Source organism: Enterobacter sp. SM3 (assembly GCF_009811935.2).
GTDB lineage: Bacteria > Pseudomonadota > Gammaproteobacteria > Enterobacterales > Enterobacteriaceae > Enterobacter > Enterobacter asburiae_D.
In genome coordinates, this window is sequence record NZ_CP099971.1 from 4,666,547 (window position 1) to 4,680,155 (window position 13,609).

Consider the following 13,609-nt stretch of genomic DNA (forward strand, 5'->3'; position numbering starts at 1 on the left):
ATAAGCGCAGCGCCATCAGGCATTTTCCCGAGCACCCTAGCCCGCAAGGAAGAACCTGAACGCCGGGTTATGGGTTTCGTCGTGACACTCATAGCCAAGCTCGTTCAGCCGCGTTTCGAAATCCGGCTCGTGCTCGCCCAGTTCAAACGCCGCCAGCACGCGGCCGTAGTCGGTGCCGTGGCTGCGGTAGTGGAACAGAGAGATATTCCAGTGCGTGCCCAGCGTGTGCAGGAACTTGAGCAGCGCGCCCGGCGATTCCGGGAACTCGAAGCTGAACAGACGTTCCCGGAGCGGCTTCGATGGACGCCCGCCGACCATGTAGCGCACGTGCAGCTTCGCCATCTCGTCGTCAGAGAGATCGACCACGCTGTAGCCGCCCTCATGCAGCAGGCTGAGGATCTCTTTGCGCTCCTCCACGCCGCGGCTCAGACGCACGCCGACAAAAATACAGGCGTCTTTGGCATCGGCAAAACGGTAGTTAAACTCCGTCACCGAACGACCGCCCAGCAGCTGACAGAATTTCAGGAAGCTGCCCTTCTCTTCCGGAATGGTCACCGCCAGCAGCGCTTCCCGCTGTTCCCCCAGCTCGCAGCGCTCGGAAACGTAGCGCAGACCGTGGAAGTTTACGTTGGCACCAGACAGCACGTGCGCCAGCCGCTCGCCGCGAATGTTGTGCTGCGCGATGTATTTTTTCATCCCCGCCAGCGCCAGCGCGCCGGAAGGTTCCGCCACCGCACGCACATCCTCGAACAGATCTTTCATCGCCGCGCAGATAGCGTCGCTGTCTACGGTGACGATATCGTCGAGATATTCCTGGCACAGGCGGAAGGTTTCATCTCCAATGCGCTTCACCGCCACGCCCTCGGCAAACAGCCCGACGCGCGGCAGATCTACCGGATGACCCGCATCCAGCGCCGCTTTCAGGCAGGCAGAGTCTTCCGCTTCAACGGCGATGACTTTAATCTGCGGCATCAGCTGTTTGATCAGCACCGCCACGCCTGCAGCCAGGCCGCCGCCGCCGACCGGCACAAACACGCGGTCGAGATGGGCATCCTGCTGCAGCAGTTCAAGCGCCAGCGTGCCCTGCCCGGCAATCACCATTGGGTGATCAAACGGCGGCACCCAGGTGAAACCCTGCTGCTGCGCCAGCTCGATCGCTTTGGCTTTTGCTTCGTCGAAGTTAGCCCCATGGAGCAGCACTTCGCCGCCGAAGCCGCGCACCGCATCGACTTTGATGTCTGCGGTAGCGACCGGCATCACGATCAGCGCTTTCAACCCCAGACGGGCAGACGAGAACGCCACGCCCTGGGCATGGTTGCCCGCCGACGCGGTAATCACGCCGCGCGCTTTTTGCTCGTCGGTCAGCCCGGCCATCATCGCGTAAGCGCCGCGCAGCTTGAAGCTGTGCACCGGCTGACGGTCTTCGCGCTTGACCAGAATGACGTTGTCGAGGCGCGAAGAGAGTTTTTCCATTTTTTGCAGGGGCGTAACCTGCACGGCTTCATAGACCGGTGCGCGCAGCACCGCTCTCAGGTATTCCGCCCCCTCGGGGGCGGCGGATAAGGGTTGTGACTCGGCCATCATTAGCCCCCAAGTTTAGATTTATCGCGCACCGCGCCTTTATCTGCACTGGTGGCAAGGCTCGCATAGGCGCGCAGGGCGAAGGAGACTTCACGCTGGCGATCTTTCGGCGTCCAGGCTTTGTCGCCGCGGGCTTCCTGCGCTTCACGACGGGCCGCAATCTCCTGGTCGCTCAGCTTGAGCTGAATGCCGCGATTCGGAATGTCGATTTCGATCAGGTCGCCGTCTTCGATGATGGCAATGTTGCCGCCGCTTGCCGCTTCCGGCGAAACGTGGCCGATAGAGAGGCCGGAGGTGCCGCCGGAGAAACGTCCGTCGGTGATCAGCGCGCAGGCCTTACCGAGTCCCATAGATTTCAGGAAGGTGGTTGGGTAGAGCATCTCCTGCATGCCCGGACCGCCTTTCGGCCCTTCGTAGCGAATGACAACCACGTCGCCTTCTACCACTTTACCGCCGAGGATCGCGTCTACCGCTTCATCCTGGCTTTCGTATACCTTCGCCGGACCGGTGAATTTCAGGATGCTGTCATCCACGCCTGCGGTTTTCACGATGCAGCCGTTTTCCGCAAAGTTACCGTACAGCACGGCCAGACCGCCGTCTTTGCTGTAGGCGTGTTCCAGCGAGCGGATGCAGCCTTCGGCGCGGTCATCGTCCAGGGTATCCCAGCGACAGTCCTGCGAGAACGCCTGGGTGGTACGAATACCGGCAGGGCCGGCGCGGAACATTTTTTTCACCGCGTCGTCTTTGGTCAGCATCACGTCGTACTGGTCCAGCGACTCAGGCAGCGTCAGGCCAAGCACGTTTTTCACGTCACGGTTCAGCAGCCCGGCGCGATCCAGCTCGCCCAGAATGCCCAGCACGCCGCCCGCGCGGTGTACGTCTTCCATATGATATTTCTGGGTACTCGGTGCGACCTTACACAGCTGCGGCACCTTGCGGGACAGCTTGTCGATGTCGTTCATGGTGAAGTCGATTTCGGCTTCCTGCGCGGCGGCCAGCAGGTGCAGAACGGTGTTGGTGGAGCCGCCCATGGCGATATCCAGCGTCATGGCGTTTTCGAACGCGGCCTTGCTGGCGATGTTGCGCGGCAGCGCGCTGGCGTCGTCCTGCTCGTAGTAGCGTTTGGTCAGCTCAACGATGCGCTTACCGGCATTGAGGAACAGTTGCTTACGATCGGCGTGGGTCGCCAGTAGCGAGCCGTTACCCGGCTGAGAAAGGCCCAGCGCTTCGGTCAGGCAGTTCATGGAGTTCGCCGTGAACATCCCGGAACAGGAGCCGCAGGTCGGACACGCGGAGCGTTCCACCTGGTCACTCTGCTCGTCAGAGACTTTCGGGTCCGCGCCCTGGATCATCGCATCAACCAGGTCGAGCTTGATGATTTTGTCGGAGAGCTTGGTTTTCCCCGCTTCCATTGGACCGCCGGAGACGAAGATCACCGGAATATTCAGGCGCAGGGAGGCCATCAGCATCCCCGGGGTGATTTTGTCGCAGTTGGAGATGCAGACCATCGCATCGGCGCAGTGGGCGTTAACCATGTACTCAACCGAGTCGGCGATCAGCTCGCGCGACGGCAGTGAATAGAGCATGCCCCCGTGACCCATCGCGATACCGTCATCCACCGCAATGGTGTTGAACTCTTTCGCCACGCCGCCGGAGGCTTCGATTTGCTCGGCAACCAGTTTGCCGAGATCGCGCAGGTGCACGTGGCCCGGTACGAACTGGGTGAAGGAGTTCACCACGGCGATAATCGGCTTGCCGAAATCGGCGTCGGTCATTCCGGTGGCGCGCCACAGTGCGCGGGCACCCGCCATATTACGGCCGTGGGTGGTGGTGGCTGAACGATACTTAGGCATGCTTTATTTACTCCCGTCTGACTATTTAATGGGACGGTGCGTGCCGTCCCAAATTTATGCTTAGTGATTAACCTGATCCAACCAGCCGTATTTATCTTCTGTCTCGCCGGTGAAGAGGCCAAAGAACGCTTGCTGAATGCGTTTGGTGACCGGGCCACAGCGGCCTTCGCCCACCTGGATACCGTCTACGCTGCGCACCGGCGTGATTTCAGCCGCGGTACCGGACATGAACACTTCATCGGCCAGATACAGGGATTCGCGGGACAGCACCTGCTCGCGCACTTCGATACCCAGATCTTTCGCCAGCTTGATGATGGCGTCACGGGTGATGCCCGGCAGCGCGGACGAGGTAAACGGCGGCGTGAACAGAATACCGTCTTTCACTTCAAACAGGTTTTCGCCCGCGCCTTCAGAGATGTAGCCGTTCACGTCCAGGGCGATACCTTCCTGATAGCCGTGGCGGCGCGCTTCGCTACCGACCAGCAGGGAAGAAAGGTAGTTACCGCCTGCTTTCGCGGCGGTCGGGATGGTGTTTGGCGCCACGCGGTTCCAGGAAGAGACCATTGCGTCGATCCCCTGCTCCAGGGCTTCTGCACCCAGGTAGGCACCCCATGGGAACGCGGCAATGATCACATCGGTGTTATAACCGGCTGGCGGGTTCACGCCCATGCCGACGTCGCCCACAAACACCAGCGGACGAATATAGGCGCTGGTCAGGTTGTTTTTACGGATCACGTCGCGACAGGCTTCCATCAGCTCGTCGACGCTTTGAGAAACCGGAAAACGATAAATTTTGGCTGAGTCATGCAGACGCTGCATGTGTTCGCGATGGCGGAACACCACTGGCCCTTTGTGAGAATCGTAGCAGCGGATGCCTTCAAATACGGAGGTACCGTAGTGCAGCGCGTGGGACATCACGTGGACCTTCGCGTCCTCCCAGCGAACCATCTCACCGTTGAACCAAATGTAATCAGCTTTTTTTGTCGTCATTTTTTCGTCCTGTCACGCTCAAGCGCGGATTTGTTGTGATGTGGTTGTGCTCTGGCAGATGGCAACATGGGCAACGTCTACCAGCTTTGATAACTGACTAAACAGTAAGTCGACCGGCCGCGGGCTGGCAACGGTTAATTCGATACTGATGTTCTGAGCGTCTGTGGCCGTCTCCATATTCATAGAGCAAATCTGAAAACCACGATGACGCACCACACGCAAAACGCGTTCTAAGGTTTCCGGGTTGAAGCGAGCCTGTACGGCGACCTGATGCTGCATCATGATAATTTCTCCATCATTTGTGAGTTACTGGCACCAGGCGGTACCAACGGCCAGACGTTCTCGAGTTCGTCGATTGAGACATGAAGCAGGTAAGGCCCATCGCTGTTCAGCATGGTGTCGAGCGCCGCTTCAACCTGATCTTTACGGGTGATGTGCTGGCCAGGGATGCCGAAGGCGCTGGCCAGGGTGAGGAAATCGGGGTTGTCGGTGAGCGTCGTTTCGCTGTAACGCTCCTGGAAGAACAGCTGCTGCCACTGGCGAACCATCCCTAAACGCTGGTTGTCGAGCAAGACGATTTTCAGCGGCAACCGCTTACGCTTAACGGTGCCCAGCTCCTGAACGTTCATCATGAAGGAGCCGTCACCGGAGATACAGATAACGGTATCGTTCGGGCGGGCAACCTGTGCGCCAACGGCTGCTGGCAGACCGAAGCCCATCGTCCCTAACCCGCTGGAGGTGATGAAATTTTCCGGGCGGGTGTAGGTCATGTGCTGCGCGGACCACATCTGGTGCTGGCCTACGTCGGTAGTGACGACACTGTCAGTCGGTTTACGGTCGGACAACTGCTTCAACAGCAGCGGCGCGTAGATGGCCTCGCCGGGGTGGTCGTAACGCCAGGCGTGCTCGGCGCGCATGTCTGCGGTGTGCTGACGCCATGCGTTGATATCCAGCGGCTGCTGCAATGCCGGTAACAGCGCGTTGAGATCGCCCTGCAGCGCAACGTGCGCCTGACGCAGCTTGTTCATCTCCGCCGGGTCGATATCCATATGGATGACTTTGGCGTTCGGCGCAAAGGTATTCAGCTTGCCGGTAACGCGGTCGTCAAAACGGGCACCTACGGCGATGAGCAGATCGCACTCCTGCACCGCCAGGTTTGCCGCTTTGGTGCCGTGCATCCCCAGCATGCCCAGATAGTATGGATAATCCGCATCGACAGCACCGAGACCTTTCAGCGTGCAGGTCGCTGGCATCTGCGTTGTTGCGATAAATTCGCGCAGGGCTGGAACGGCCTGCGCCATGCCGACGCCACCGCCGACGTACAGCATCGGCTGTTTCGCCTGCGCCAGCATCTGACGGGCCTCTTCCACTTCCGCATCCGGAAACGCATCGTCGCTTTCAACGGTAGAGAAGTGCGGTTCCAGATCGCCGAGTGCCACCTGGATATCTTTCGGGATATCGACCAGAACCGGACCAGGACGGCCGGAACTTGCCACTTCGAACGCTTCTGCCATTACGCGCGGCAGCTCTTCCAGAGACTGAACGAGGAAGCTGTGTTTGGTGCAGGCCAGCGATAAACCGAGGACGTCGACTTCCTGGAAAGCATCGGTACCGATGAACGGAGACGCCACCTGCCCGGTGATGGCGACAACGGGAACGGAATCCAGCAGCGCGTCAGCCAGGCCGGTGATGAGGTTAGTTGCGCCCGGGCCTGAAGTGGCCATGCAGACACCGGTTTTGCCCGTGGCACGGGCGTAACCAATGGCCGCCATCGCTGCACCCTGCTCGTGTCGGCACAAGAGATGTTCCACGCCGCCGTCATACAGTGCATCGTAAATCGGCATAATTGCGCCACCCGGATAACCGAATACTGTTTCGACTCCCTGCGCGCGCAACGCATGTACTACCCACTGTGCCCCATTCATAGTTAGTTCCCCGTCATAAATCGGGAGAAACAGAATTTTGTGCTAGCCGTCATGCTCTGCTCCTCATTTACGTTTTTTAGTCATAAAAAAACCCCCGGACCTTTCGGTGCGGGGGTCTTAGTTCGTTAAGGCTTGATTTCTAAGCCTTTCCTCGTCCAAGTGCAGCCCCGCACGGTGGGATAATAATCACCACCACGCTAATCACGACCAGGCTAATCACTCGTAGAAGGGCTGTCATTTTCAGTTCTTTCTGCATCTTGTTCGAAGGAATACCTAAAGAGTTATCACAGAATTCAAAACAAACACAAGATTTATTTATGGCTCATTTGATTAGCCAGCAAATCATATTTCTTAAAATCGTTGTTTTATATGAGGAAAATAGAAAATGAATATTTTTCATTTTTTTACTGCGGTTTTAAGCGTCAAAACGGGTCTTTTTACATTCTGCGAGGAGGCTTCCACGGTTATGCAATGGTTTCAGTGTGCGCTTAAAATCTCTGAACAGGCGGCGTAAATTCGCAAAATGACGCTAAACAGACAAAACAGGCACTGGCATAGTTACCCCAGGAGGTAGTGCAAATGTCACTGTCAGTTGTTTATACGCGTGCGGCTCTCGGGGTAAAGGCACCGCTTATTTCCGTCGAGGTTCATTTGAGTAACGGACTCCCCGGACTCACGCTTGTCGGGTTACCTGAAACGACGGTTAAGGAGGCCAGGGATCGCGTACGCAGCGCAATAATAAATAGCGGTTATGCCTTCCCCGCGAAGAAGATCACCATCAACCTTGCTCCCGCCGACCTGCCTAAAGAGGGGGGACGATACGATTTACCTATCGCAATTGCCCTTCTCGCGGCTTCTGAGCAGCTTAATACGACACGGCTAGGCTCGTATGAGTTCGTTGGCGAACTCGCGCTTACAGGCGCGTTAAGAGGCGTTCCCGGGGCGATATCGGGAGCGCTGGAAGCCATACGTGCAGGGCGGCAAATCATTGTCGCCAATGAAAACGCATCAGAAGTGAGTCTTATCGCCGAGAAGGGGTGCCTCATCGCGGGGCATTTACAGGAAGTTTGTGCCTGGCTGGAAGGGCGACATGAACTGTCCGAGCCGGAGGAGTGTGATGATGCTATAGCGGATGCTCCAGAGGATCTCAGCGAGATTATGGGACAGGAGCAAGGGAAACGGGCGCTGGAGATCACGGCTGCAGGTGGACACAATCTTCTGTTAATTGGTCCGCCGGGTACGGGTAAAACGATGCTGGCAAGCAGGTTGAGTGGGTTGCTTCCACCGCTCAATAATCATGAAGCGCTGGAAAGTGCCGCCATATACAGCCTTATCAGTTCGACGTCGTTGCAAAAACAGTGGCGCCGTCGTCCTTTTCGTTCCCCGCATCATAGCGCTTCACTGACGGCAATGGTCGGCGGAGGGTCTATCCCCGGGCCGGGAGAGATCTCGCTGGCACACAATGGCATTCTGTTTCTTGATGAGCTGCCGGAGTTTGAGCGCCGCGTGCTGGATGCACTGAGGGAGCCCATTGAATCCGGCGAGATACATATCTCACGTACGCGAGCCAAAATAAGCTATCCCGCGCGGTTTCAGCTGGTCGCGGCGATGAATCCCAGCCCGACGGGTCACTACCAGGGCAACCATAACCGCTGTACGCCAGAGCAGACGTTACGCTATCTGGGTAAGTTATCCGGCCCGTTCCTCGACCGTTTCGATTTATCCCTCGAAATCCCCCTTCCCCCGCCGGGTCTGCTCAGGCAAACGGGTATAACGGGTGAAAGCTCAGCGGATGTACGCGAGCGGGTGATTGCAGCCCAGACGCGGCAGTACGCTCGTCAGAACAGGCTGAATGCGCGGCTGGATAATGCCGGGATCCGACAGTTCTGTTCTCTTAACGTCGAGGATGCGGGATGGCTGGAGGAGACGTTGACGCGGTTCGGGCTGTCCATACGTGCGTGGCAGCGTTTGTTGAAAGTGGCCAGAACCATTGCTGACGTGGAGGGATGCACTGACATTGAGAGGAAACATTTGCAGGAGGCACTGAGCTACCGCGCTATCGATCGTTTACTGCTGCATTTGCAGAAATTGCTGGCATAAAAAAGGGGCCGTAGCCCCTTCTCTTCATTCTAGTCATCAGACTCGGTGTAGTCTTCTGCACCTTCCATCTGCGGCTTGCCGCCAGACAGCGTATGGAAGCGCTTTGGACGCTTAATGCGCGCCATGTACTTGATCCATACACGTTCCGCTTCAGACTCCGGCTCACGCTCACCACGGCAAACAGAAACAAACTGTTTTTCGTCTTCGGTAGCAGGTTCACGCTTCCCAAGATCCAGCTCGTTAAAGGCATAACCATGGCGCTCAAGCAGTTGAGCTTCTTTGATGGTGAAATCGCCGTGACGAGAGAACCCGCGCGGATAATGTTTATTGTCGAAAAAACGATTAGTCGTCGTAAAGCTTTCCGCCATCCTACACGCTCCTAATTCTTTGGCCGAGCTATTTATGGCGCGGAGTATTAGTTACGCTTGACAGAGTGTAAAACAAAACATTTAAATCATAACGACAAATAATTTTGCGGAGAAAGATGTGGATACGGAATTGCTTAAAACTTTCCTTGAAGTGAGCAGAACACGCCACTTTGGGCGAGCAGCTGAAGCCCTTTACCTGACGCAGTCAGCAGTCAGTTTTCGTATTCGACAGCTGGAAAATCAATTGGGTGTGAATCTTTTTACCCGCCATCGTAACAATATTCGCTTAACGCCTGCCGGCGAGAAACTGCTGCCGTACGCAGAAACGCTGATGAATACCTGGCAGGCGGCACGTAAAGAGGTGGCACATACTTCGAGGCATAATGAGTTCTCGATAGGGGCCAGCGCTTCTCTGTGGGAATGCATGCTAAGTCAGTGGCTTACCCGGCTATATCACTCACACGGGCACCTGCAATTTGAGGCCAGGATTGCACAACGGCAGTCGCTGGTTAAGCAACTTCATGAGCGTCAGCTTGATCTTCTGATCACCACCGAAGCACCCAAGATGGACGAATTTAGCAGCCAGATTGTGGGGCAGTTTGGCCTGGCACTTTACGCCTCAGAACCTTCGATGATGAAGGCAGACCTGACCTATTTGCGCCTGGAATGGGGGCCGGATTTTCAGCAGCACGAGACGGGATTGATTGCACCTGATGATGTTCCGCAGTTAACGACCAGCTCTGCAGAGATCGCCTGTCAGCAGCTGTCCCTGCTGAAAGGTTGTACCTGGTTACCCGTTCGCTGGGCAGACACTAAAGCCGGGCTGCACACAGTGATGGATTCCACCACGCTTACCAGGCCGCTGTATGCGATTTGGCTGCAAAACAGTGATAAGCAATCGCAGATAAAAGATCTGTTAAAAATCAACGTAATGGATTGATACATCAGCCAGCAGAAATGCTGGCTGAAAATTAAGAAGAGTGTTTTCTGCCGTGTTTCAGGCAAAAAAAATCCTTTGCCGAAGCAAAGGATTCTATATGGCAGGGGCGGAGAGACTCGAACTCGCGACACCCGGTTTTGGAGACCGGTGCTCTACCAACTGAGCTACGCCCCTAAAGTTTTTTGCCATTAAGCCTGCCAGGAAGGCAGGCTTAATGTCTTAATAAGTGGCGGAACGGACGGGACTCGAACCCGCGACCCCCTGCGTGACAGGCAGGTATTCTAACCGACTGAACTACCGCTCCACCGAAGACTGCTTGTAATCACCGGATTTATGCACCGGCTTACTACTTAATTTGATGCCTGGCAGTTCCCTACTCTCACATGGGGAGACCCCACACTACCATCGGCGCTACGGCGTTTCACTTCTGAGTTCGGCATGGGGTCAGGTGGGACCACCGCGCTAAAGCCGCCAGGCAAATTCTGTTAAATCTGTATCAAGCTGAGTTGAATGTGTCGTCTCTTCGCCGAAACAGCTTCGGCGTTGTAAGGTTAAGCCTCACGGTTCATTAGTATCGGTTAGCTCAACGCATCGCTGCGCTTACACACCCGACCTATCAACGTCGTAGTCTTCAACGTTCCTTCAGGACTCTCAAGGAGTCAGGGAGAACTCATCTCGGGGCAAGTTTCGTGCTTAGATGCTTTCAGCACTTATCTTTTCCGCATTTAGCTACCGGGCAATGCCATTGGCATGACAACCCGAACACCAGTGATGCGTCCACTCCGGTCCTCTCGTACTAGGAGCAGCCCCCCTCAATTCTCCAGCGCCCACGGCAGATAGGGACCGAACTGTCTCACGACGTTCTAAACCCAGCTCGCGTACCACTTTAAATGGCGAACAGCCATACCCTTGGGACCTACTTCAGCCCCAGGATGTGATGAGCCGACATCGAGGTGCCAAACACCGCCGTCGATATGAACTCTTGGGCGGTATCAGCCTGTTATCCCCGGAGTACCTTTTATCCGTTGAGCGATGGCCCTTCCATTCAGAACCACCGGATCACTATGACCTGCTTTCGCACCTGCTCGAGCCGTCACTCTCGCAGTCAAGCTAGCTTATGCCATTGCACTAACCTCCTGATGTCCGACCAGGATTAGCTAACCTTCGTGCTCCTCCGTTACTCTTTGGGAGGAGACCGCCCCAGTCAAACTACCCACCAGACACTGTCCGCAACCCGGATTACGGGTCTACGTTAGAACACCAGCCATTAAAGGGTGGTATTTCAAGGGCGGCTCCACGCAGACTGGCGTCCACGCTTCAAAGCCTCCCACCTATCCTACACATCAAGGACCAGTGTTCAGTGTCAAGCTATAGTAAAGGTTCACGGGGTCTTTCCGTCTTGCCGCGGGTACACTGCATCTTCACAGCGAGTTCAATTTCACTGAGTCTCGGGTGGAGACAGCCTGGCCATCATTACGCCATTCGTGCAGGTCGGAACTTACCCGACAAGGAATTTCGCTACCTTAGGACCGTTATAGTTACGGCCGCCGTTTACCGGGGCTTCGATCAAGAGCTTCGCGTTACCGCTAACCCCATCAATTAACCTTCCGGCACCGGGCAGGCGTCACACCGTATACGTCCACTTTCGTGTTTGCACAGTGCTGTGTTTTTAATAAACAGTTGCAGCCAGCTGGTATCTTCGACTGATTTCAGCTCCACCCGCAGGGGCTTCACCTACATATCAGCGTGCCTTCTCCCGAAGTTACGGCACCATTTTGCCTAGTTCCTTCACCCGAGTTCTCTCAAGCGCCTTGGTATTCTCTACCTGACCACCTGTGTCGGTTTGGGGTACGATTTGATGTTACCTGATGCTTAGAGGCTTTTCCTGGAAGCAGGGCATTTGTTACTTCAGCACCGTAGTGCCTCGTCATCACACCTCAGCGTTAATAAACGACCGGATTTACCTAATCGTTCCGCCTACATGCTTAAACCGGGACAACCGTCGCCCGGCTAACATAGCCTTCTCCGTCCCCCCTTCGCAGTAACACCAAGTACAGGAATATTAACCTGTTTCCCATCGACTACGCCTTTCGGCCTCGCCTTAGGGGTCGACTCACCCTGCCCCGATTAACGTTGGACAGGAACCCTTGGTCTTCCGGCGTGCGGGCTTTTCACCCGCATTATCGTTACTTATGTCAGCATTCGCACTTCTGATACCTCCAGCACCCCTCACAGGACACCTTCAACGGCTTACAGAACGCTCCCCTACCCAACAACACCTAAGTGTCGCTGCCGCAGCTTCGGTGCATGGTTTAGCCCCGTTACATCTTCCGCGCAGGCCGACTCGACCAGTGAGCTATTACGCTTTCTTTAAATGATGGCTGCTTCTAAGCCAACATCCTGGCTGTCTGTGCCTTCCCACATCGTTTCCCACTTAACCATGACTTTGGGACCTTAGCTGGCGGTCTGGGTTGTTTCCCTCTTCACGACGGACGTTAGCACCCGCCGTGTGTCTCCCGTGATAACATTCTTCGGTATTCGTAGTTTGCATCGGGTTGGTAAGCCGGGATGGCCCCCTAGCCGAAACAGTGCTCTACCCCCGAAGATGAGTTCACGAGGCGCTACCTAAATAGCTTTCGGGGAGAACCAGCTATCTCCCGGTTTGATTGGCCTTTCACCCCCAGCCACAAGTCATCCGCTAATTTTTCAACATTAGTCGGTTCGGTCCTCCAGTTAGTGTTACCCAACCTTCAACCTGCCCATGGCTAGATCACCGGGTTTCGGGTCTATACCCTGCAACTTAACGCCCAGTTAAGACTCGGTTTCCCTTCGGCTCCCCTATACGGTTAACCTTGCTACAGAATATAAGTCGCTGACCCATTATACAAAAGGTACGCAGTCACACCACGAAGGTGCTCCCACTGCTTGTACGTACACGGTTTCAGGTTCTTTTTCACTCCCCTCGCCGGGGTTCTTTTCGCCTTTCCCTCACGGTACTGGTTCACTATCGGTCAGTCAGGAGTATTTAGCCTTGGAGGATGGTCCCCCCATATTCAGACAGGATACCACGTGTCCCGCCCTACTCTTCGAGTTCACAACCTGTGCATTTTCGTGTACGGGACTGTCACCCTGTACCGTGCGACTTTCCAGACGCTTCCACTAACACACAAGCTGATTCAGACTCTGGGCTGCTCCCCGTTCGCTCGCCGCTACTGGGGGAATCTCGGTTGATTTCTTTTCCTCGGGGTACTTAGATGTTTCAGTTCCCCCGGTTCGCCTCGTTAACCTATGTATTCAGTTAACGATAGTGTGTCGGAACACACTGGGTTTCCCCATTCGGACATCGCCGGGTCAAAGGTTCATATCACCTCGCCGGCGCTTTTCGCAGATTAGCACGTCCTTCATCGCCTCTGACTGCCAGGGCATCCACCGTGTACGCTTAGTCGCTTAACCTCACAACCCGAAGATGTTTCTTTCGATTCATCATCAAATTGCGAAAATTTGAGAGACTCGAACACACCATTAAAGATGTGTCGTTTCAATTTTCAGCTTGATCCAGATTTTTAAAGAGCAAAACTTCGCAGTGCACCTTTTCAGGTTCACTCTGAAGTTTTCTTGTGTTCGCAGTAAAAGATGGTGGAGCTATGCGGGATCGAACCGCAGACCTCCTGCGTGCAAAGCAGGCGCTCTCCCAGCTGAGCTATAGCCCCATCGTTTTGCTAACCTCTTCAAATTTGCTTCGCAAATTTGGTAGGCCTGAGTGGACTTGAACCACCGACCTCACCCTTATCAGGGGTGCGCTCTAACCACCTGAGCTACAAGCCTGTAGAGGTTTTTTACTGCTGTTTTTCA

Annotated in this window: 10 protein-coding genes, 4 tRNA genes and 2 rRNA genes; 2 read left to right on the plus strand and 14 right to left on the minus strand. The window is 55.5% G+C overall.

Annotated features, from left to right (window positions below; all coding sequences use genetic code 11):
• Window positions 1–36: 36 nt before the first annotated feature.
• From ilvA to ilvL, 7 genes are all read right to left on the minus strand, one after another.
• A complete protein-coding gene (ilvA, locus tag GVO84_RS21945; protein ID WP_023315026.1) occupies window positions 37–1,581 on the minus strand; it encodes a threonine ammonia-lyase, biosynthetic in 1,545 nt (514 codons plus the stop codon).
• A 2-nt stretch (window positions 1,582–1,583) separates the two neighbouring features.
• On the minus strand, window positions 1,584–3,434 hold the full coding sequence (ilvD, locus tag GVO84_RS21950; RefSeq protein WP_159515124.1) for a dihydroxy-acid dehydratase: 1,851 nt from the start codon (window positions 3,432–3,434) through the stop codon (window positions 1,584–1,586).
• Between the two features lie 60 nt (window positions 3,435–3,494).
• Entirely contained in the window at window positions 3,495–4,424 is a 930-nt protein-coding gene (ilvE, locus tag GVO84_RS21955) for a branched-chain-amino-acid transaminase (RefSeq protein WP_023326297.1), read from the minus strand.
• An 18-nt stretch (window positions 4,425–4,442) separates the two neighbouring features.
• Window positions 4,443–4,706, minus strand: a complete 264-nt coding sequence (gene ilvM / locus GVO84_RS21960) for an acetolactate synthase 2 small subunit (protein WP_003860184.1) — start codon at window positions 4,704–4,706, stop codon at window positions 4,443–4,445.
• Window positions 4,703–6,349, minus strand: coding sequence for an acetolactate synthase 2 catalytic subunit (gene ilvG, locus GVO84_RS21965; RefSeq protein ID WP_159515125.1), 1,647 nt, complete (start codon window positions 6,347–6,349; stop codon window positions 4,703–4,705). The genes ilvM and ilvG overlap by 4 nt, the downstream gene beginning before the upstream one ends.
• A 2-nt stretch (window positions 6,350–6,351) precedes the next feature.
• Entirely contained in the window at window positions 6,352–6,402 is a 51-nt protein-coding gene (gene ilvX, locus GVO84_RS21970) for a peptide IlvX (protein WP_193941730.1), read from the minus strand.
• An 86-nt stretch (window positions 6,403–6,488) separates the two neighbouring features.
• Window positions 6,489–6,587, minus strand: coding sequence for an ilv operon leader peptide (gene ilvL, locus GVO84_RS21975; RefSeq protein WP_001311244.1), 99 nt, complete (start codon window positions 6,585–6,587; stop codon window positions 6,489–6,491).
• 341 nt (window positions 6,588–6,928) lie between these two features.
• On the opposite strand from ilvL, the gene GVO84_RS21980 reads away from it, so the two are divergent.
• A complete protein-coding gene (locus GVO84_RS21980; protein ID WP_159515126.1) occupies window positions 6,929–8,449 on the plus strand; it encodes a YifB family Mg chelatase-like AAA ATPase in 1,521 nt (506 codons plus the stop codon).
• A gap of 29 nt (window positions 8,450–8,478) precedes the next feature.
• Here GVO84_RS21980 and GVO84_RS21985 read toward each other — a convergent pair whose 3' ends face one another.
• On the minus strand, window positions 8,479–8,817 hold the full coding sequence (locus GVO84_RS21985; RefSeq protein ID WP_023309658.1) for a DUF413 domain-containing protein: 339 nt from the start codon (window positions 8,815–8,817) through the stop codon (window positions 8,479–8,481).
• Between the two features lie 118 nt (window positions 8,818–8,935).
• Here GVO84_RS21985 and hdfR point away from each other — a divergent pair, with 118 nt between their 5' ends.
• Window positions 8,936–9,757, plus strand: a complete 822-nt coding sequence (hdfR, locus tag GVO84_RS21990; RefSeq protein WP_029739573.1) for an HTH-type transcriptional regulator HdfR — start codon at window positions 8,936–8,938, stop codon at window positions 9,755–9,757.
• A gap of 98 nt (window positions 9,758–9,855) precedes the next feature.
• Here hdfR and GVO84_RS21995 read toward each other — a convergent pair.
• The 6 genes from GVO84_RS21995 to GVO84_RS22020 form a co-directional block, all read right to left on the minus strand.
• Window positions 9,856–9,931 (minus strand) — tRNA-Trp (locus tag GVO84_RS21995).
• A gap of 53 nt (window positions 9,932–9,984) precedes the next feature.
• Window positions 9,985–10,061, minus strand: a tRNA-Asp gene (locus GVO84_RS22000).
• 56 nt (window positions 10,062–10,117) lie between these two features.
• Window positions 10,118–10,233, minus strand: a 5S ribosomal RNA gene (gene rrf, locus GVO84_RS22005).
• 71 nt (window positions 10,234–10,304) lie between these two features.
• A 23S ribosomal RNA gene (locus GVO84_RS22010) occupies window positions 10,305–13,210 on the minus strand.
• A gap of 181 nt (window positions 13,211–13,391) precedes the next feature.
• Window positions 13,392–13,467: transfer RNA gene (locus GVO84_RS22015), tRNA-Ala, on the minus strand.
• Between the two features lie 38 nt (window positions 13,468–13,505).
• Window positions 13,506–13,582, minus strand: a tRNA-Ile gene (locus GVO84_RS22020).
• Window positions 13,583–13,609 lie beyond the last annotated feature (27 nt).

Excerpts from the sequence above, each read along its gene's own strand:
- ilvA (WP_023315026.1), bottom strand. The coding sequence starts at position 1,581 with ATGGCCGAGTCACAACCCTTATCCGCCGCCCCCGAGGGGGCGGAATAC.
- ilvD (WP_159515124.1), bottom strand. The coding sequence starts at position 3,434 with ATGCCTAAGTATCGTTCAGCCACCACCACCCACGGCCGTAATATGGCG.
- ilvE (WP_023326297.1), bottom strand. The coding sequence starts at position 4,424 with ATGACGACAAAAAAAGCTGATTACATTTGGTTCAACGGTGAGATGGTT.
- ilvM (WP_003860184.1), bottom strand. The coding sequence starts at position 4,706 with ATGATGCAGCATCAGGTCGCCGTACAGGCTCGCTTCAACCCGGAAACC.
- ilvG (WP_159515125.1), bottom strand. The coding sequence starts at position 6,349 with ATGAATGGGGCACAGTGGGTAGTACATGCGTTGCGCGCGCAGGGAGTC.
- ilvL (WP_001311244.1), bottom strand. The coding sequence starts at position 6,587 with ATGACAGCCCTTCTACGAGTGATTAGCCTGGTCGTGATTAGCGTGGTG.
- GVO84_RS21980 (WP_159515126.1), top strand. The coding sequence starts at position 6,929 with ATGTCACTGTCAGTTGTTTATACGCGTGCGGCTCTCGGGGTAAAGGCA.
- GVO84_RS21985 (WP_023309658.1), bottom strand. The coding sequence starts at position 8,817 with ATGGCGGAAAGCTTTACGACGACTAATCGTTTTTTCGACAATAAACAT.